The following is a 17,922-nucleotide window of genomic DNA, read 5'->3' as shown; positions in this document are numbered from 1 at the left end:
TCGAAGTGCCCACCTTCGCTGACCATGGACCACCAGCCTCGCCCGGCAGTACTGGGAAACCACCGTGCTCGGCGTGGGTCCGACAACAGCCATCGCGTGCGCTCCGGGGGCATCTCCACGATTCGCTGCAGTAACCCGGCGGGCCTCTGGAAAGGCCGCTACTGGTCACTCCCGACGTCGTCCTGCTTAGCGGTGGCCTGGTGGCGGGCCTCCTCAAGGTGGTGCTCCAGTTTCTCCTCGGCGTCCCGCCGGCGCTGGCCGACCGTTCGCATCTGGTTCGTGATCGGTGAACCGGCGTGGCTCTCCGCATGATGACCATGCTCCCGCGGAGCCTCAGCCTTGTTCACACTCATACTGGAATTTTCCCACCGTGCATCTTCGAGATAAAGCATGTCGGCCGGTCAGTGTTTTGCCGCACCGGACATGGCAGTGGCGACTGCTGTGCGTCCAGCCCCGGCCACTCGACCCTGCGCCCAACAGACAGCCAACCAGAACCTACTGAATTGGCGGCGGCTCTCCTATCTCCCAACTTGGAGAACCAGGAAGTCTCTGCGCTTGACCCCTCAGTTTCGCGTGGACACTTCCCTATTTCCGCCGCCAGCTCCCTCCGGTCAAGGGCTGGGCTTTTCCGGGGACCCCTTCGGGTTGCTTCGGTCCTGCGCGTCGGGGGTCTCGGTGCGGAAGTTGATCAGTTTGTGCGTGCCGTCGCAGTAGGGCTTGATGGCGGAGGCACCGCATCTGCAGAGGGCGACGGTTTCGCGCTGACGTTCCACGGGTTCCCCGGTGGGCCTAAGGACGGCGAAGTTACCGCGGACCAGAATCGGGCCGTCGGGGCACAGGACAAGCGAGGCACCGGCGGGGTCAATGGGGTTCTCGTTCATGGGTACTTCCGGTCTCGGCGTGCGGAGGGCTGAACGGACCTTGCTGCATGCCGCAGCCGCAAGGCGTCGTCGGATGAGGAGCGGTTCTGATACGGGATCCCGCAAAAGGCACTCCGCCGCTGAACCGGAGTGCCCGGGCGAACCGACGCAGATGGCGCGCTCGGGAACAGGATGTCGGCCAGGAGTGACACCAGGGACGGCTCCGCGGCGAAGCGTGCGGGTCGGCGTAGCCGCGGCAGAACGTACTCATCCCACCGTCCCCGGAAAAGGAGCGGAAGCCGGTCCGTCATACCGCGGGTACAGGGGATCGCAGCGAGGACCGGTCGTTTTCCCAGGCATCCATGAGGTGGACGGCGAAGCGCGCGTCGATGCAAGAGACCGCTGCGGCGCCGAAGAGAACGTCCTCCAGAAGATCTGGTTCCGCCTCCACGAGTCCGCCGGCCAGGTCCCTGCCAGCGATCTGTTCGTGGACGGCGTCCGCCTCGACGTGCTCATCGAAGTAGCCGGTGACCTCCGCATCAAAACCCAGGCGCCGGAATCCGTTGCCGTATAGCTGGTTCGGGCGTGAGGAGGTCATCTCGTACATGGCCAGATGCCCGGCGATGGCTCCTCGGAGCCGCCGGTTCAAGCCGAACAAGGACATCATGTTCACCGAAGCCAGCGAGATGGCCGGTACGGCGTCGACGTAGCCGCCGTAGCTGTCGTTGAGCCCCAGCCCCCTCATGGTGCGGGCGAACAAGGCACTGTGCATGCGCTCCGGGCGGCCGCCACCATACTCGTCGGCCTGGATTTCCACGAGCGCAGCCTTGGCCCGGCCGGTCGGGCGCGGGATAGCCCAGGTGTGCGGGTCTGCTTCTTTGAGTTGATACAACGACTTGTGGATCAGGAATTCACCGAGCTGCTCGGCCATGGCCTTCTTCGCCACGTAGCGGGAGACGCTGGGCCCGCTGTCACGGGCGGCCAGGTCAAACAGCAGGGATGCGGTGGCCTCGCTGTCGGGGTTCCCGGAATCCGGGCGCGGGACGGACGCCGTTACCCGGCTGGCCTCGGAGCGCAGCCACGCTTCAAAGGGTTCCTCCAGCAGTTGCCGGATTCCAATCAGTCCGGGATTCCACTCCCAGCGTTCGTCGACGCCGTCCAGGCCTCCGTAGTGCAGTTCATAGAGGCAGAACAAGGTGAGTTGCACGTCGTCGTCAATCAGGTCCTCGACCAATGACAACCTCTCGGCAACCAGTGTGTGCAGGGCGGTCAGACCCGCAGGATCGGCTCCGGCAACCCCGGTCAGCAGGGACATCAAGCCGGCGCTGATGGGTCCTCGGGGTGGAGGGATGTTCAATGGTTCTCCTAGATAGGCGCGCTGTGGTGGGACGGCGCGGATGTTTACAAGCTCAGCTGTTGCCGGCGTACACAAGACTGTCGGGGTCCTGCTGGCTTGCCGGCGCACCCGCAAGCCCTTGTGGCGATAGGTCTAGGCCTTCCACCCCGGCGTGTTCCGCAAGGGTGGCCGTGTTCGGTGCGACGTACGCGCTGGTGTGGTTTGTCGTGGAGTCGGTGTCCTCGGGGGTCTGATCGTGCGGCGGGGTTGCGGTCACGGCCGGGCGGGAGCATCCATCTGAAAACCGCATCTACAGCGCAGGACCCGCGCCGGGTACTGGCCTGCTGGATGCTCTGCCGGGCCGAAGTGCCCGGTGGCGGCACATTCGGGTAGCGGCGCCACCACGGACATGGGTTCTCTGCAGTGGACGGCGGCCGAATCGATGTCGGACAACCTGTCGCCCGTCCCTGCCGTGCCCATCATGGCAGCGGCGAACCCTGCGGTGGTTGCCAAGACCCGGGATCCTCCGCACCGTGTGCAGGTGACAGCAAGGGCCAGTGTCTCTTCGCGGGGGTCCAGCACGGTGACAGAATCGGCGACCAGGTGCCGGCCGGTGCGGCAGTTGGCGCACCAGGGGCGCCCGCCCCGGGGTTGGTGCGAGCTCCTCGGCCGGTACGTTCCGGTCGTGACGGTCACGCGGTCAGACCAGGCCCGGGTAGCTGGCCAGGATGTAGTCCGCCGCGGCGGGGCCTTTCATGCGAAGGCCGGTGCGCCTGGGATGGATCTGCTTCTTTTTCATCGCAGTCCAGAACGCATCTTCTGGACGGGGCGCGGCCTGGCGGAGGAAGCACCAGCTGGTGTAGAGGCCGTAGAGGCGGTTCCGTCCCAGGGCGTGGTCGGCGGCAGGGTCCGGGGTGGTGGCTTCCTGCAGGAATTGGTCGTACTGAGAAGTTGCCATGAGTGGCTCGTTTCTTCGGCGTGCAGGGTGAACCGCCGTGTGGCTACAGCAGCTGAAGCTTCAAGGCCCTGCACGGGACACTGAAGCAGTTTCCCGAATTGCCGCTGTACGGCAGACCCCGGGGATAAAGCGTTGTCGGACTGGAAATCCCAGCATCGCCGGAGACCAGAGAACAACTTCTCTACAATGTAGACAGTAGGCGTAGACTACATAATAAGCAAGCTGCTTATCTCTTGGAACTGTGATTAGTCCGCCCCGACCGAACGGAACACCATGTCGCCTGACGAGAATCCGGACCCTCCCGCGGCCCCTGGCAAGAAGAACCGGCTTAGCCGGGAGATCGTGCTGGCCGCGGCGCTGGCGCTCGTGGACTCCGAGGGACTCGATGCACTCACCATGCGCAGGCTCGGGCAGGAACTCGGGCGGGATCCCATGGGCCTGTACCGCTACGCCGAGAACCGCGCAGCACTGCTGGACGGGGTCTCCGAGCTCGTCCTGAATGAACTGGCCATCATTCCCGATGACCCGGACTGGCAGGCGCAGCTCCGCCGGATTGCCCACGACCTGCGCGATCTGGCCCTCCGTCACCCCAACGTCGTGCCTCTCCTCGTGACCCGCCCCCTCTCGACGCCCCTGGGTCTCAGGCCGCTGGGAACCTTACGGCCGCTGGAACAGATCCTGTCCCTGCTGATCGAGGCCGGGTTCGCACCAGCAGATGCGTTGCACGTCTACCGCGCCTACTACGGGTACCTCTACGGGCACATCCTCAACGAGCTGCAGGAATTCATCGTCGACCCGGACGAAAACGAGGCCCTTCTCCGCTTGGGCCTGCACCGCCTGCCGGCGAAAGACTTTCCCCGGCTCCGTGCCCTCGCCCCGGTCCTCGCCGACTACGACGGGATGGCCGAACTGGACGAAGGAATCTCCATCCTGCTCTCGGGCCTCGCAGCCCGCCTCCGGCCCGAGGCGTGATCAACCACCCTTTTCGAAAGGCGCCACCGATGTTCCTGCTCTTCGGCCTCAAAACCGTCCTGAACGACCGGCCCGGGCGGCCCGCAACCTGCCAACACTGCCTGCAGTTCGTCCACCATCACCTGCAGGAACGTGCCACAAAATTCACCTTGTTCTTCATCCCGGTCTTCACCACGTCAAAGACCTACCGGATCACCTGCTCGAACTGCGGGCGGACCACGGCCGTCAATTCGCGACCGAAAACAGCCCCGACCCGGTGAGGCCTCAGTGACTGTTGCTGGCACGAGACGCTAGGCGGCAGCAGTCGCGGCGGCATAAGTACGACCGTGGATGGGAGCCGCTCCCCCTGACCGGTGCGGAGCGACACGGACGGGGTCAGTCTGGTATCTCCATCTGGAAACCGCAGCGACAGCGGAGGACCCTGGTGCGCAGGTACACCTCCAGGGGCACGTCGCCACTTTGTTCGGTTGATACCGCGGCGTAGATGCCGCGGTGTTCCGAGCCGCCCGCCGTCATTGGCTCCCCGCAGTGCAGGTATGCCCCGCCGAATTGCAGCAAGCCGGGTCCTTGCCTTGGCCGGTTCACGATGGCGGCAACCTGCGCGACAGCGGCCGAGTGTGCGTAGAAACAGTCGCACTCAACGCACGTGTATGAGGCTTTCACCAGCCCGGTTCTCGGCGGTTCGAGCGCCTGGATCGATTCGATAACGAGGTGCTCGTCCGTGGCACATCCGGCGCACCAGGGCCTTCGACCGCGGACACGAACTGGTTTGCGGTGGTGAGAGACGGTAGACACAGTCAGACTCCTTTTCCGAAGCGGCCGGCCGGGATCTTCCGGCCCTGGCTCCAACATCGCCCCTCCCCCGGCATCAGGTTAGGCTCTGAGCCGGGATACTGACAAGGAAACGGCCCGGAGGGGGCGCCCTGGCCACGCCGGGCCCGTTTGCCTCAGCACGGCCGCGGGAACCTACCGCTCCCCGCACAGCGCCGGCGCCACGCGCAGGGGCTCGGGACCCCGTAAGAGACGCCGGCGCTCCGTGAAAACTGACGGAGCGCCGACGACCCACAAGGCAGTCCCGCGCGGACTATTTCTTTGGCTTCTTGGCTCCCTTGGTCGAGGATTCCTTGGGGCTATCGGCCTCTTTCAGTTCGACTTCGGCCGTTGCCTGGATGAGCGCCAGAAGGTCAGCATCCAAGCCGGGAGCGAACTCCTCGCGGCGTTCCGGCGAAATAGTCATCGGGAAACCGTCAGGCATGACATCGGTGCTCAGTTCGGTGCCGTCATTAGAGGGCGAAGCGCCCCGGTACAGCTTGCCCGCTTCGCTGAGGTTGTCGGCACTGAAGGTGTACTGGATGCTCTGCAGGCCCAGGTCCAGGAGCTTCTTCACTTCCGGGAACTGCTCGGCATTCGTTTTCGGGATCGGGAGCACCTTGCCCCAGTTCACACCCAGGCTTTCCAGGGCCTTCGCGAAGGCGTTCTCATGGGCCTGGTCCCGGACGATGAGGTACGCGATCGTGGACCGCGCGGCCTTGTTTTCGGTCATCTCGTAAATCCGGCATTTCTGCAGCCGACCGGTGGACTCCACCATCAGGTTGTACATAAGGTCCAGAACCAGATTGCCGCTGTTGTACACATAGGAGCCGGACCACGGATTCCCGACGGCGTCCACCGTCAGCGCACCCTGTGCGCCGACCAGATAGTGGTGGATGTTGCTGGTGTCCAGCGCGATCTTCAGCGGTGTGGCACCCTTTGCGCCTGGCTGGTCCACCGGGTCCGTCTTCTTGCCCTGGTACTCGGGAGACCCGTCCAGGAGCCGTGAAATGGTGGTGCCGATCAGCTCCACGTGGCTGATCTCCTCGGTGCCGACGCCCTGGAGCAGGTCCTTATACGGCTTGGACGCGGGATCCCCACGGAAGTTGATGCTCTGGAAGAGATACTGCATCATCGTGCGCATCTCACCGAACTGCCCGCCCAGGCCCTCCTGCAGCGCGTTCGCTGCCGCCGGATCCGGCTCATCTACGGCGATTTCATTGATTAGTTGCTGGGTGTGCAAGTACAAGGTGACTCCTCAAATGATGATGGATAACACTTATTACTTCACTGCTGACCGAGGCCCGAGCTGATCCACACGTACGTACTCCGCCTCAGAAGAGGACGGGCAGGCACGCAACCAGCCAGGCGGCCCGGCCACCGTGTCAACCCAACAAGAGAATATTGTTATCTTAGGATAGTAAGTACCCTTGCTATTTTTGTCGTACACCGCACTCAGCAGTACTTCACGCTCGCCGTCACGTCAGGGTGACAATTTTGCCTACGCCGGATCATCCAACACCGAACACACCACCGCCGGGGCGAACACCTCGTTCATCCGCGACCCGGACGGTACGCTCATCAGCATGCGAACCAGTGCCGGTGGGAGCATCTACTACCCCACCGATGCGCTCGGCTCGACCATCGCCTCTCACTGACTGCACCCAGGCCAAAGTCGCCTCCTATGCCTACGAGTCATGGGGCAACACCGCCGCCGCCGGGGCCCAGGCCGCGGCGAATCCCTGGCAGTACGCCGGGGCTACAAAGACACCCCCACCGGGCATACGAAGTTCGGCGCCCGCTACTACGCCCCCACCACGCGCAGCTTCAGCCAAAACCGATCCCACCGGACAGGAAGCGATCGCCAATCTCTACACTGGAGCCAACCCCGTCAACCCTCGCGGCCGCGCTGGGGGAGCTTCCCATCAATCAGGTCTACATGTGGGTGACGGAGCAGGTGAACAACCTGAACGTGCATTGCAGCTGTCACGATCGTTTGATCCACTGGCCTCGGCTTGGAATAAGTCCCGGCGGAACGCTCGTCCCGTCACTGGCTCTGAATGGGACAACCGAATCCGGTGTTGCCCTGCACAGCAACGCAGCATCCGCTAGCGCTAACGGCTCCCAGGGCTTCCCACCCTCGCGAAAGTTGAAACTAAACTACTATGCTAAGGTTGCTTAGTTTCTCTCTCTGTCTAGCCGAGGGCGGAGAGGGAGACGATCAAGATTCCCAGCCAGCCATAGGGACTGACGGGGGCTTCGTTCTCCTAAGCAATTCAAGCCTGCCAGCCGACTCGGCTCTCCTGTCCCCCAGCTTGGAGAGCCGGCAGCCGCCACGCTTGTGTCCTGGGTTCCCGCGGAGGCTTCGTCATAATCTGCTGATCCCATGACCCGTGCCCGCTGAGGGACGTTCTGATGCTTAGCCCGCAGGCCCCGAATTTGTCCCTTTGATGTTCAGTCAGGCGCTAATTGACGGACGCTTTCCGGCCCGGTAAGCAGACGCGATGACTGGTTCGAGTTCGTCGATCACGGTGCGGTTCCCGGGAAGAACCACATGGGCGAGAAATTCCGATTCGAGCGTAGCAACCCCGGCTGCCACCGCTGCGAGTTTGGCGTCTGTCGATAGGGCGAAGGCATGCCAAAACCGGCGGGTAGTGAGGTCGAGGACTTTTGCCGTGACTCCCCGGTCATCGACCTCCGCGAGGTTGCGACGGAGAGCAGGGATTCCGTCGGGCTGCGGCAGGGAGATGACAATGCGGAACTGCCTTCCACAGGCCCTGAACGCGATGGCGCTGAGGTGCCCGCGTTGGCTGAAACGAACTTCGGTCGCCCCAAAGCCCAGGAGCGACTGCTCGACATGTTCTCGTGAAGCCCCAACGCTGAAGGAGTCACCACGCGTGTAAAAACTCCGGGAATCAAAAGTTGCCATCGTACAACTATGCACCCATGCTGCCCTTCGGCTGCTTCAACGTATCGGCGGGATGACCAAGCCACAGGAACGATATTCGCGGAGAACTCCAACTGCAAGGGGGCCCGTCAGTCCTAGTGTTGGGTGTGTCGGCACATGCCGCGCAACTACCCTCAGGGAAGGTGCATTAACTCCAGACAGTCCGGCTCCGAACAATTCATGCTGTATCTGAAAAGTTTGGGTAGTTCAGAAGCTGACATTACCGGACCTGCCTGCGCGGTCAGCTATGAGAACGAACTCCTCCGCGACAACCACGACCGCGCCCAACTCGGGATCATCCTCATCGGCGTGCCACTCAGAGGCCTGAAACCCTGCTGACCTGCGGAAACACTGTGCCCGAGGTGGGACTCGAACCGGGTTCCAGCCCTTGAAATTCCGCCACTTCCCCGCAAACATCGCCAATCCGGGCCAGTCCGACAGCAGTACGACCCAATCCGAAGCCCAGGGTGTGCACATTGTGCACACCCTCTCTTTGCCCGGTTCGGCCACAGCCGGGCTGCTTAGACGGCGGTGACTATGGCAGTTTGAGTGGGGACCGGTTTTGCAGTCTGAGTTGGGCCCACTTCGCGGCTCGCCGGTTGATGAATCGCAGTTTCAGTTGCGCCCACCCCACGGTTGATTCCATCAGAGCATTTCCCAACGGTGTAAGGCAGTGATGGAGTCGAGAGTGGAGCTATTCGCGAGGATCCGCCGGGATGCCAGGGTTAGGGCTTATCCATCCGCTGCCATGCCAGAGAGTACCGAGTCTCCCGAAGAACCGTTCGGCAGGCACTGGCCTCCGGCTGAACCACCTGAGCGAAGAACTCCCGCCGGGGAGGCCCCGAAGCTGGGCGGCGATCCCGTGCCGGAAGACACGCCGCACTGCGGCTGGACGATCCGCGGATCAGCTATTAAAATCTTTCGGTATCAAATGCAGGCAGACGGACACGAAGTCCGGGAAGGGGGCGCACATCACCGCTGACCAACACCACCAACCCACTGTTTCATCCGCGAAAGCCCCTCAGTCGAGGGGCTTTCCTATGTGCCGGGAGCATGCGCTCCGAGGCGGCGTTCACAGGCCGCCTGACCCCGTCCCTTTCCCCAGAAACAGGGACACAAAGGTATTCAGCGCGACAATGGGGTCGCTGTCAGTCTCGTGAAGACTCGCTTGATGGGCCCTCATCGTTGTCTGCGGGCTTCTGCATCCCGAGGATGAGGAACGTGATGCCCATCGTGAACAACGCCATCCAGGCCGTGGTTCCCAGAAATATCATTGCGATCGCAACGGCAACGAAAACGATCCGATCGGCAGGAAAGCCGCGCCCCTGCTTCTCTTCGCTCGGCCGTTCGACGCCGACATGGGCTTTCCTTCGCCGTTCACCTGGCCGAGGCTACGTCGGCGAAAGGAGACCCGCAACGTTCCCGCGAGGACAATTTGCCGCGTCTCATTAGCTCGACAGTCCTGACCCGCCCTGAAAACCGCCCGACGGTCTCAGTAATCGATCGTTTGTGAGACCGATCCCTGCCGTGCCCTATTCCTTGCGCATCCCGCCGGTGGAGGTTTGCGTAACTGGCTGTTTGCTTTTAGGGCTTGCCTCGGGAGTGGCCGCTTGGGTGGTTTCCTTTTGGCGGCCGGCGTTGATGATCAGCGCGGTTATAAGCGCCGATGCCCCGAGAAGGATGGCCGCGATGAAAAGCGCCGTCGTGTAGCCACTCGTGAGTGCAGCGCTGGCTGTTGCGTTTGCTGCAGCGTCTCTAGAGGCGCGTGAGGTGTACAGCGCTGTCAGTGCGTCGGGGAGCCTGTATTCGGTGATGCTTACGGAGATTGTGGTGAGCACTGCAACGCCAAGGGCGACGCCGATCTGCTGGGCGGAGTTCAGTTGCGCTGACGCGATGCCGGATTCCTGGGCTGGGATGCCGGGCAAGCTTATTGCCTTCACTCACTTTTCCCGCGACAGGAGGTCGGGAAGGCTTAGAGGGACGTGGCCACGGAGGACCGGAACCGGTCGATGGCCGCCTCGTTGCGGGCGAAGTACGTCCACTGTCCAATGCGGGTGGTCTGCACGAGGTCCGCGTCTGCGAGGGTAGCCATGAACTGCGAGGCGGTGGACTGGGAGACCTCGCAACGCTTCCTGATGCTCGAGACGCACACCCCGTAACGTGTGGCGTCGACTTTCTGTTCTTCGAAATTCTTCACGGGGTCGCGGAGCCACTGCAAAATCGCCAGGCGGTGTGGGTTAGAGAGCGCGCGCAATGCTGCAAGCAGCTCATCCTGCTGGAGCTGGGTTCCGGGGTTCTCATCTGTAGGCACTCCATAAGGCTACCCCAAGATCGTTATATCGTAATTTACCGATGAACGTGCTAAAACTTAAACCAACCCCCTCGAAAGGAACGAACATGCCTATCACCACAGAGGTTTCCACCGCTGTTCACAACTGGAGCTCCAGCCTGGCCGCCCTTCCCCCACTGCTCCGCGGAGAACCGTCGGACACGACCCTCGATGAACTGCGCACCGCATACGACGCGATGCTGGCCGCCCATCCCACCCCGGAAGGGGTCACCATCGAAGAGGTGGACATGGGAGGGATCCCAGGGATCGTGGTGACGCCCGAGACCGTGGAGGACAACCGGGCCCTTTTCTACATCCACGGCGGTGCTTACATCGTCGGCAGCCCGGCGGGCTACCACGGCCTCGCCGGAAACTTTGCAGTTCGACTAAACGCCCGGGTGTTCCTGCCGCACTACCGGCTGGCTCCGGAACACCCCTTCCCCACGCCGATCAACGACACCGTCGACGCGTACCGTTGGCTGCTGGAGCAGGGTCAGGACCCGAAGCGTCTGATGGTCGCCGGTGATTCGGCCGGCGGCGCCATGACAGTCACGGTGATGATCAAGGCTCGCAATCTGGGGTTGCCGCTGCCGGCAGCCGGGGTTGCCCTGTCACCCTGGGCGAACCTGGAGCACACAGGCGCGTCGATGACCAACCGGGAAGGCCTCGACCCGCTGAACAGCAAGGCCGTCCTGGACCTGCTGGCACGCAGCTTCCTAGGCGGGGCACTGCCGAATGACCCGGACGCATCCCCGGTCTTCGCCGACGTCCGCGGACTGCCCCCGATCCTGGTCACAATCGGGGAGAATGAACTCATGCTCAGCGACGCAGTCCGGCTGGCCGGGCACCTAGCCGAGAATCGCGTGCGAGTGAGCCTGGACGTCTGGCCCGAGATGTTCCACGTCTGGCACATGCACCAAGACCGGCTCCCCGAGGGGCGCAAGGCCCTCGACGACGCGGCCCGGTTCCTGCTCGAGGCGCTGCCCGCCCGGTAGGGACCTCAACCGGGCGCCGTTGAGGCGCCCCGCAAGATGAGCAACCCCAGATCGTCAGCCCGATCCAATAAAGGGTCGGGCTGACGTGTTCGACGTCGTGAGCGACGACGTGCCCCACCTGCCCATGCAGGAATGGATAGCAGCACGATGTCCACGCCTCCAAGATCGACCAACTACTGGCCTTCCAGCCCCTGCTGCTTCCATCCGGAGGGTCGGAGGAAGCCCGAAAGTAAGTCCTAGCGGTTACCTCCAGCCCCACTTCCGCGAGCCGCCAGAGGGGTCCTTTGGATTAAACGAAACACGTCCGCCAGCGACACGAGAGTCCGCCGTCTTCCTCGAGTGAGTGCTCGCCGCCGCCAGGGTGCGGCTGAGTTTGTGGGCCCACCGGTCGCCCAGGAGGTCCGCGCCCAGGGCTTGCCGCAGGGGGATTCTTTGATGAGATGGCAGCCGACGATTTGTTGTACGCGGAGTCCTAACTCGGCAACGGGCTAGCAGGTGGCCGGCTTCCGTGGAGAGGAAAGCCGCATCGGCGCTCACCTCATGAGAAACGGCTAAATGGCTAAGCGCGGCCGAAGGAGAAAGCGCGACGCTCGAATCTTCTTAAACGGATAAGCTTTCGTTTATGGTGACGGAAGAGCGTTCAGGCCCAGATAAGAGCGTGCGAGTCACCATCCGCGACGTTGCACAGCGGGTGGGTGTTTCATCCGCGTCAGTGTCCTATGCAATGAGCGGGCGGCCCGGGGTTAGTGAGGATTTACGTGATCGTGTCCTCACTGCTGCGGAAGACCTGGGGTACCGCCCCAACAAAGTAGCCCAGCAATTGCGCCGCGGGCGGACAGATGCCGTCGGCCTGCTTTTCGCCGACATAGCAAACCCGTTTTACCCTGATCTTGCCAGCGGAGTGATCGCCGCGGCCACTCTGGAGGGCTTCGAGGTATTCGTCTCCAACGTCGGCATTAATGGGGAGCGACAGACCGAAGCGGCAATGGCACAGCTTGACCGGAATTCAGCCGGCCTGCTCTTCACTTCTGTAGCCGATCAGGACCGCGACTTGCTTGAAAGCCTCACCCGACGCGGTGTTCCCTTCGTGCAGTTGCACCGAGTGCTCGAGGGAGCTGCTGCCGATTCGGTAGTAGTCGACAATCTGGCTGCGGCCCGGGAGCTGGCACAACATGTGGCAGGGACAGGTCGAAAAAGGGTCGCGGTGCTCGGCGGCGCCGGCGCGTCCAGTGTTTCCCGAGACCGTGAGCGGGGCTTCCGGGAAGGCCTGGCGATGGAGGGCGCGACCGTTGTGAACGAGGACGGGCTCTGGGGTGCGCTGACCCGGGAATCCGGGGCCGCCCGGGCCCGGACGCTCTTGAGCGCCGGGCAGCAGGTTGAGGCCGTGTTGTGCGGCAACGACATGATCGCGGTGGGCGTCCTCGACGTCTGCCGGGAACGGGGGCTCCGGGTGCCGGAGGATTTGGCGGTCGCCGGATTCGACGACATGAGCTTCTCCAGCGCCGGCCCGCTGCAGCTGACCACAGTGACGGTCCCCCGCGAAATGATGGGACGGCGCGGCTTCGAACTGCTGCTCCGCAGAATCCAGGGATACGACGGGCCCCCCGAGCGCATAGTGCTCCCCCACATCCTTCAAGTCAGGGAGACAACGGGCTAAGCAACCCCCGAATGTGACTCGGACAACAAAAAATCCTCCAAAGCTCTTGCGCACCGGCCCGACGGCATGAATACTTAACTTAATCGATTCAGGAACCCTGGTTTTGGCCACGTTCGAACTTAATCGATTCAGTTCCGCAAATGATGTGACATCCACATCGGTTCCTAAACTTCGAAGGAGAAGAATGACTGCGAATGCTGCTGAAGCAACCATGGATGAGGCTGCCGTTCCTTACCGCGGCGAGCAGCCCTATGGCATCATCGATGACGTCATCGTGCCCGGCGCTCTCGACCTGGACGCGGACGAGCGCCTGTGGGTGCCCCAGTCCAAGGACGTGTCCTTCCGCCCGCTGATTCTCTCGGCGAGCCAGGGATATTTCGTGAACATCCTGCGCGTGCGCAAATCCGGGATCCTCTCCCGCCACAGGCACGCCGGGCCGGTTCACGCGATCACCCTTAAGGGCCGCTGGCACTACCTGGAGCACGAGTGGTGGGCCGAAGAAGGGACTTACGCCTTCGAAACACCGGGCGATATCCACACGCTCGTCGTCCCTGACGGGGTCGAGGAAATGGCCACCCTGTTCCACGTCACCGGCACCTACATCTACGTGGATCCCGACGGCAACCCCACCGGCATTGAGGATGTCTTCACCAAGATTGCCCTTGCCCGGGCACACTACGAAGCAGTAGGCCTTGGCGCCGACTACGTCGATCAATTCATCCGCTAAGAGGCCTCCTCTCCCCTCGGGGGCCGGACCGCGATTCCCGGAATCGCCACAAGCTGGCCGCAACCCGGGGCCGAGTCCGGTGCTGCTCCTGCGACCACTGCAGCCAGGAGCGGCACCGGGCGGCATCCGGATACACCAATGACGCTGTCAACCTGCCCCGGCACTGCCGGCGCCGACGGACCAGCCGTTACCACAGACTGCGGAACTTCGAAGGAGAAGAACCGATGAACAAATTCGTACAGGGCTGACCGTGAAAGCCCTTAGAAAACAAAGCACCTCACCGAAAGACGTGCGGGTGCAGGAGCATCCCAAGCCCGACCCGGCTCCCGGAGAGCTCCTTGTCCAGACACTGGCCTGCGGCCTCTGCGGCAGCGATGTGCATGCATGGCGTCAGGACACGGGTTACGAATGGGTCCATTGCCCGGTGACACTGGGTCATGAAGCGGTCGGCGTCGTTGTAGGTACCGGAGCGGGAACGGGCAGCCAATGGATCGGTCAACGCATTGTGCCCATTGCCATCGATGGCTGCGGATCCTGCGATCTGTGCCGTCGAGGAACTCGTCAACTTTGCCTGGACCGAACCGTGCTGGGGCTCTCCTTTGACGGAGCCGCCGCAGATCTCTTCTCCATCCCTGAATACCGCGCCGTGCCGGTGAACAATGAGCTGCCCGCTGCGGTTCTCGCCCTCACGGAGCCGCTGTCCGTGGCCCTGCGCGCGGTGACACGCCTGGAGCAATCGATACCGGCCCAGGCCCGTGTCATCGTCAGCGGTCCCGGGCCGATCGGCCTCATGGCCGCGTTGCTCCTGAAACAGCGCGGGCATCGGGTTACGCTCCTCGGCGCAGCACGCGACGAAGAGCATCGCCTGCCCCTGGCCCGGCTACTTGGTCTGGAAACCATCCAGGCAGAGGACGTGACCCCGGCAGGGCTGAACGGGTGGCTGGAAGCATCGGGCGCGGCCCAGGCATTGTCATCTGCGGTGGCAAATATCGGCCCGGGCGGAACCATCGTCGTCGCCGGCCTGTTCCCGTCGATCCCGGCCGTAGACATCAATGTGCTGGCCAGGAACGAGATCCAACTTGTCGGGAGCTACGGCTCAGTCGCCCTCGACTACCGCAACGCGCTGACAGCGCTGGAGGCAGCGCCTGACATGTGGGCGTCGCTGGTGACTACCTTCCCTCTGACCGAAGGCACTCGCGCACTCCAAGCGGCAGCCGACGCCGAAGCCGTCAAGGTCGTGCTCCTTCCCTAAAGCGCCTGCAGGTCAACGCTGACCGTAACCAGACGCCATCATCAAGCATCGTGACACATCCAACGGAGACCCCCATGGTTAACGCACACACCCAGACGTCCGTCACCCTCGCACGGACACCGATCCGCAAGGTCGTATTTGCCAGCCTCATCGGCACGGCCATCGAATGGTATGACTTCTTCCTCTACGGATCAGCCGCAGCGCTGGTCTTCGGAGCGGTATTCTTTCCCAGCCAGGACCCGGCAACCGGAGTGCTTCTGGCCTTCGGCACCTATGCTGTCGGCTTCGTCGCCCGGCCCCTGGGCGGCATCATCTTCGGTCACTTCGGAGATCGTGTAAGCCGCAAGAAGATGCTCGTCATCAGCCTGGTGCTCATGGGAGCGGCCACTTTCGCCATCGGCCTGCTGCCCACCTACGCCATGATCGGAGTTGCCGCTCCACTGCTTCTCGTCTTCTGCCGGTTGCTCCAAGGCTTCGCAGTGGGCGGTGAATGGGGCGGCGCTGTCCTCATGGCCGCCGAACACGGCGACGACCGGCACCGCGGATTCTGGTCCTCATGGGTCCAGGCCGGCGTACCGCTGGGCAACCTGATGGCCGCAGTCGTGCTGTGGGTGCTGGCCGCAGTGCAGTCAGACAGCGATTTCTTGGCGTGGGGCTGGCGCATCCCCTTCCTCCTGAGCGCCTTGCTGGTGCTTGTCGGGCTCTGGGTTCGCCTGAGTATCGAGGAGTCCCCCGTCTTTGCCGAAGCCAAGAAGGCCGCATCCATGCGCGAGAAGGCCAAGGCCCCAATCTTCGAGGTCCTGCGCAAATACCCGCGTGAGGTTGCCATTGCCATGGGCATGCGTTTGGCCGAAAACATCGCCTACTACATTTTCAGTATTGTCGTCATTACCTACATGGTCACGTATCTGGGAATGCGCAAGGACGTCGCTATCGCCGGCGTGCTGATCGGCTCTGTGGCCCAGTTCGTGCTCACTCCGATCATCGGATCCTTCTCCGACCGCGTGGGCCGCCGGCCCCTCTACCTGGCCGGCGCGGCAGGCACGGGTCTTTGGGGTTTCGTCTTTTTCCCGCTCATCGACACCCGTAATGACGGACTTATTATCCTTGCCATCGTCGTCGGCCTCGTCTGCACCACGTTCATGTACGCTCCCCAGGCAGCGTTCTTCTCTGAACTGTTCGGCACCAGCGTCCGCTACAGCGGCGCCTCCCTCGGCTACCAGCTGGCATCGGTCTTCGCCGGCGGGCTTGCACCCCTCATCTCCATCGCCATTCTCGGCAGCGTGGACCAGAAAAACACCCTCGGTGTCAGCATCTACCTCGGCATAGCGGCAACGATCACCTTTATTGCAGCACTTGTGGCAAAGGAAACCGCCAAATCATCACTGCGGCACGACCGCGTACTCGAACAGGAGACCACGAAATGAAGCCCGCCGGAACCGGTTCAGCAACGGGAAACACCGCAACCCTTGCGGCCGGACAGCCACTCGCGACGAACCCCTTCTCCCTACACGGCAAAACCGCACTCGTCACAGGCGCCGGCAGAGGACTGGGCCGTGCGGTCGCCACTGCCCTGGGACTTGCCGGAGCAGAAGTCATAGCGCTGGACCTCTCGCCTCTGAACGACTTCAAGGACGAACTGGAAGCGCACGGCGTGAAATGCCGGATACGGTCGCAGAATCTCGCCGCTCTCTCACCGGACCAGGCCGCTGAAATCATCACCTGGGCCAAGGAAACCGGAAGAGGGCCCGACATTCTCGTCAACAACGCCGGGCTGATCCGGCGCGGACCTGCGCTCACGACAACCCTCGAAGACTGGGAATCCGTGATCGGTTTGAACCTGACTACACCTTTCGTGCTCTCCCAAGCGTTCACCCGCTCCCTGCTCGGCGATGACCAGCCTGGCAGCATCATCAACATCCTCTCCATCAATGCCTTCCAAGGAGGCGTCGAAGTACCCTCCTACGCGGCATCCAAACACGGACTCCTGGGAGTGACCCGTGCCCTCGCCAACGAGTGGGCCCCCCATGGAATCAGAGTCAACGGAATTGCGCCCGGATACATGGAAACAGAACTCACTGCAGCCCACCGCGAAGACCCCGCAAGGTACCAAGCCATGCGCAGCCGCATGCCTATAGGCCGCTGGGGACAACCCGACGAAATCGGCGGCGCCGCGGTCTACCTCGCGTCCGCGGCCTCCACCTATCTATCGGGAACCGTCATTAACGTCGACGGGGGATGGCTCTCCCGCTAAGTCTGCCGCCAAGCTGTCCACCACGATACCGCCGGCTCGATTCGACCCTCCGGCCAGGCCCGCTGATAGGCCTCCAGATGGCCAGCTTTTGTGCCGGTGGCAAAACGGGCTACGGGGGTCCCATGCCCCTGGTCAGCGACACGGCGCCCTATCTGTGAACCAACTTCCAAGAAGGGGCAAGCGACACCCCATTGGTTCCGCTTAGTGTTGGACCGTGAACAATGCAACGGAATTTGGATCAGGCCAAGAGGCTGCCAACGATCATCGCATCTTGGTCTTCGGGCGCCTACTGGGTGCGGCGAACCGGCTGGAGTTTCTCCTCGGCCGCGCCCTGGAACAGGAGTTCGGGCTCAGTCATTCACTCTTTGAACTTCTCCTCCTGGCCGCAAGGGGCGGCAACGAGGGAATTCCAGTACGTGACATCGCGCAGGCGCGGGTATTGACGTCCGGCGGAGCCACCCGACTGGTGCAGAGGGCGTCAGCGCTGGGCCTTATTGAACGAGAGAGCTCTGCTGTCGATGGCCGGGTCCAGCTCATCCGCCTCACCACACATGGCGAAGACGTCCTCCTCCGGGCAAGCACCCGCCACGTGGAAAAAATTGAACGGTACATGCTCGACCTGCTCTCACCCGCAGAAGCCGAGGTGCTCTCGGAGGCCGTGAAGAAGATCAGCAAAAACGCTGCACAGCACCTGCCGATCATGCCATGATCGAACGGGTTACACCCCTAGGGAATAGCTGACTAGTCAGCTATTGTTGGATTTGAGTGAGCGTACTGCGCGACTCGCTTCGGACACTCCGGGGCATCCGAGAAAGGTTCACGAGC

General features: G+C 62.8%; 18 protein-coding genes. 10 read left to right on the top strand and 8 right to left on the bottom strand.

All coding sequences use genetic code 11. From position 1 onward, the window contains the following. Positions 1–158 precede the first annotated feature (158 nt). The 4 genes from AC1DC5_RS05810 to AC1DC5_RS05795 all read right to left on the bottom strand — a co-directional run bounded on the left by AC1DC5_RS05810 (position 159) and on the right by AC1DC5_RS05795 (position 3,154). A complete protein-coding gene (locus AC1DC5_RS05810) occupies positions 159–353 on the bottom strand; it encodes a hypothetical protein (protein ID WP_441407038.1) in 195 nt (64 codons plus the stop codon). Positions 354–611: 258 nt separating this feature from the next. Continuing rightward, positions 612–881, bottom strand: coding sequence for a CDGSH iron-sulfur domain-containing protein (locus AC1DC5_RS05805; RefSeq protein ID WP_441407037.1), 270 nt, complete (start codon positions 879–881; stop codon positions 612–614). A gap of 286 nt (positions 882–1,167) precedes the next feature. Next, entirely contained in the window at positions 1,168–2,217 is a 1,050-nt protein-coding gene (locus AC1DC5_RS05800; protein ID WP_476864504.1) for an iron-containing redox enzyme family protein, read from the bottom strand. A 679-nt stretch (positions 2,218–2,896) separates the two neighbouring features. Next, positions 2,897–3,154, bottom strand: a complete 258-nt coding sequence (locus tag AC1DC5_RS05795) for a hypothetical protein (RefSeq protein WP_441407035.1) — start codon at positions 3,152–3,154, stop codon at positions 2,897–2,899. A gap of 273 nt (positions 3,155–3,427) precedes the next feature. Here AC1DC5_RS05795 and AC1DC5_RS05790 point away from each other — a divergent pair, with 273 nt between their 5' ends. Then, positions 3,428–4,126 carry a TetR/AcrR family transcriptional regulator C-terminal domain-containing protein gene (locus AC1DC5_RS05790; protein WP_441407034.1) on the top strand — a complete coding sequence of 233 codons (699 nt, stop codon included), beginning with the start codon at positions 3,428–3,430 and terminating at the stop codon, positions 4,124–4,126. Positions 4,127–4,155: 29 nt separating this feature from the next. After that, entirely contained in the window at positions 4,156–4,386 is a 231-nt protein-coding gene (locus tag AC1DC5_RS05785) for a zinc-ribbon domain-containing protein (protein ID WP_441407033.1), read from the top strand. Between the two features lie 824 nt (positions 4,387–5,210). Here AC1DC5_RS05785 and AC1DC5_RS05780 read toward each other — a convergent pair. After that, the gene (locus AC1DC5_RS05780) at positions 5,211–6,185 is read right to left on the bottom strand and encodes a manganese catalase family protein (RefSeq protein ID WP_476864503.1); all 975 of its coding nucleotides are present in this window, start codon (positions 6,183–6,185) and stop codon (positions 5,211–5,213) included. Between the two features lie 190 nt (positions 6,186–6,375). On the opposite strand from AC1DC5_RS05780, the gene AC1DC5_RS05775 reads away from it, so the two are divergent. Beyond that, a complete protein-coding gene (locus AC1DC5_RS05775) occupies positions 6,376–6,594 on the top strand; it encodes a hypothetical protein (protein ID WP_441407031.1) in 219 nt (72 codons plus the stop codon). 800 nt (positions 6,595–7,394) lie between these two features. On the opposite strand, the gene AC1DC5_RS05770 is transcribed toward AC1DC5_RS05775, so the two are convergent. The 3 genes from AC1DC5_RS05770 to AC1DC5_RS05760 form a co-directional block, all read right to left on the bottom strand. Next, complete coding sequence (locus AC1DC5_RS05770; protein WP_441407030.1) at positions 7,395–7,865, bottom strand: hypothetical protein; 471 nt, start codon at positions 7,863–7,865, stop codon at positions 7,395–7,397. Positions 7,866–9,415: 1,550 nt separating this feature from the next. Then, positions 9,416–9,808, bottom strand: a complete 393-nt coding sequence (locus AC1DC5_RS05765) for an MFS transporter (protein WP_156367619.1) — start codon at positions 9,806–9,808, stop codon at positions 9,416–9,418. 47 nt (positions 9,809–9,855) lie between these two features. After that, positions 9,856–10,194: an ArsR/SmtB family transcription factor gene (locus AC1DC5_RS05760; protein WP_186329212.1), complete on the bottom strand. Its 339-nt coding sequence runs from the start codon at positions 10,192–10,194 to the stop codon at positions 9,856–9,858. A gap of 86 nt (positions 10,195–10,280) precedes the next feature. On the opposite strand from AC1DC5_RS05760, the gene AC1DC5_RS05755 reads away from it, so the two are divergent. The 7 genes from AC1DC5_RS05755 (at position 10,281) to AC1DC5_RS05725 (ending at position 17,806) form a co-directional block, all read left to right on the top strand. Beyond that, on the top strand, positions 10,281–11,207 hold the full coding sequence (locus tag AC1DC5_RS05755) for an alpha/beta hydrolase (RefSeq protein ID WP_056431869.1): 927 nt from the start codon (positions 10,281–10,283) through the stop codon (positions 11,205–11,207). Between the two features lie 622 nt (positions 11,208–11,829). Next, on the top strand, positions 11,830–12,864 hold the full coding sequence (locus tag AC1DC5_RS05750; RefSeq protein WP_200913062.1) for a LacI family DNA-binding transcriptional regulator: 1,035 nt from the start codon (positions 11,830–11,832) through the stop codon (positions 12,862–12,864). 184 nt (positions 12,865–13,048) lie between these two features. Further along, the gene (locus tag AC1DC5_RS05745; RefSeq protein WP_082492763.1) at positions 13,049–13,591 is read left to right on the top strand and encodes a 2,4'-dihydroxyacetophenone dioxygenase family protein; all 543 of its coding nucleotides are present in this window, start codon (positions 13,049–13,051) and stop codon (positions 13,589–13,591) included. A 295-nt stretch (positions 13,592–13,886) separates the two neighbouring features. Beyond that, positions 13,887–14,843 (top strand): alcohol dehydrogenase catalytic domain-containing protein, encoded by a 957-nt coding sequence (locus tag AC1DC5_RS05740; RefSeq protein WP_476864502.1) that lies wholly within the window; start codon positions 13,887–13,889, stop codon positions 14,841–14,843. Between the two features lie 74 nt (positions 14,844–14,917). Continuing rightward, the gene (locus tag AC1DC5_RS05735) at positions 14,918–16,270 is read left to right on the top strand and encodes an MFS transporter (protein WP_056431860.1); all 1,353 of its coding nucleotides are present in this window, start codon (positions 14,918–14,920) and stop codon (positions 16,268–16,270) included. Next, positions 16,267–17,097 carry an SDR family oxidoreductase gene (locus AC1DC5_RS05730; protein WP_476864501.1) on the top strand — a complete coding sequence of 277 codons (831 nt, stop codon included), beginning with the start codon at positions 16,267–16,269 and terminating at the stop codon, positions 17,095–17,097. Before AC1DC5_RS05735 ends, AC1DC5_RS05730 begins: the two co-directional genes overlap by 4 nt. A 214-nt stretch (positions 17,098–17,311) precedes the next feature. After that, complete coding sequence (locus AC1DC5_RS05725) at positions 17,312–17,806, top strand: MarR family winged helix-turn-helix transcriptional regulator (protein WP_056431854.1); 495 nt, start codon at positions 17,312–17,314, stop codon at positions 17,804–17,806. Positions 17,807–17,922: the final 116 nt, after the last annotated feature.

The sequence above is a fragment of the Arthrobacter sp. 10L424 genome (assembly GCF_056395325.1).
The sequence above is the reverse complement of the archived record's forward strand: the minus strand, read 5'-3'. Positions and strand labels throughout refer to the sequence as shown.

What these genes read in the sequence shown, in the direction of transcription:
- AC1DC5_RS05810 (WP_441407038.1), bottom strand. Translation starts at nt 353, where the DNA reads ATGAGTGTGAACAAGGCTGAGGCTCCGCGGGAGCATGGTCATCATGCG.
- AC1DC5_RS05805 (WP_441407037.1), bottom strand. Translation starts at nt 881, where the DNA reads ATGAACGAGAACCCCATTGACCCCGCCGGTGCCTCGCTTGTCCTGTGC.
- AC1DC5_RS05795 (WP_441407035.1), bottom strand. Translation starts at nt 3,154, where the DNA reads ATGGCAACTTCTCAGTACGACCAATTCCTGCAGGAAGCCACCACCCCG.
- AC1DC5_RS05790 (WP_441407034.1), top strand. Translation starts at nt 3,428, where the DNA reads ATGTCGCCTGACGAGAATCCGGACCCTCCCGCGGCCCCTGGCAAGAAG.
- AC1DC5_RS05785 (WP_441407033.1), top strand. Translation starts at nt 4,156, where the DNA reads ATGTTCCTGCTCTTCGGCCTCAAAACCGTCCTGAACGACCGGCCCGGG.
- AC1DC5_RS05770 (WP_441407030.1), bottom strand. Translation starts at nt 7,865, where the DNA reads ATGGCAACTTTTGATTCCCGGAGTTTTTACACGCGTGGTGACTCCTTC.
- AC1DC5_RS05755 (WP_056431869.1), top strand. Translation starts at nt 10,281, where the DNA reads ATGCCTATCACCACAGAGGTTTCCACCGCTGTTCACAACTGGAGCTCC.
- AC1DC5_RS05750 (WP_200913062.1), top strand. Translation starts at nt 11,830, where the DNA reads ATGGTGACGGAAGAGCGTTCAGGCCCAGATAAGAGCGTGCGAGTCACC.
- AC1DC5_RS05745 (WP_082492763.1), top strand. Translation starts at nt 13,049, where the DNA reads ATGACTGCGAATGCTGCTGAAGCAACCATGGATGAGGCTGCCGTTCCT.
- AC1DC5_RS05735 (WP_056431860.1), top strand. Translation starts at nt 14,918, where the DNA reads ATGGTTAACGCACACACCCAGACGTCCGTCACCCTCGCACGGACACCG.
- AC1DC5_RS05730 (WP_476864501.1), top strand. Translation starts at nt 16,267, where the DNA reads ATGAAGCCCGCCGGAACCGGTTCAGCAACGGGAAACACCGCAACCCTT.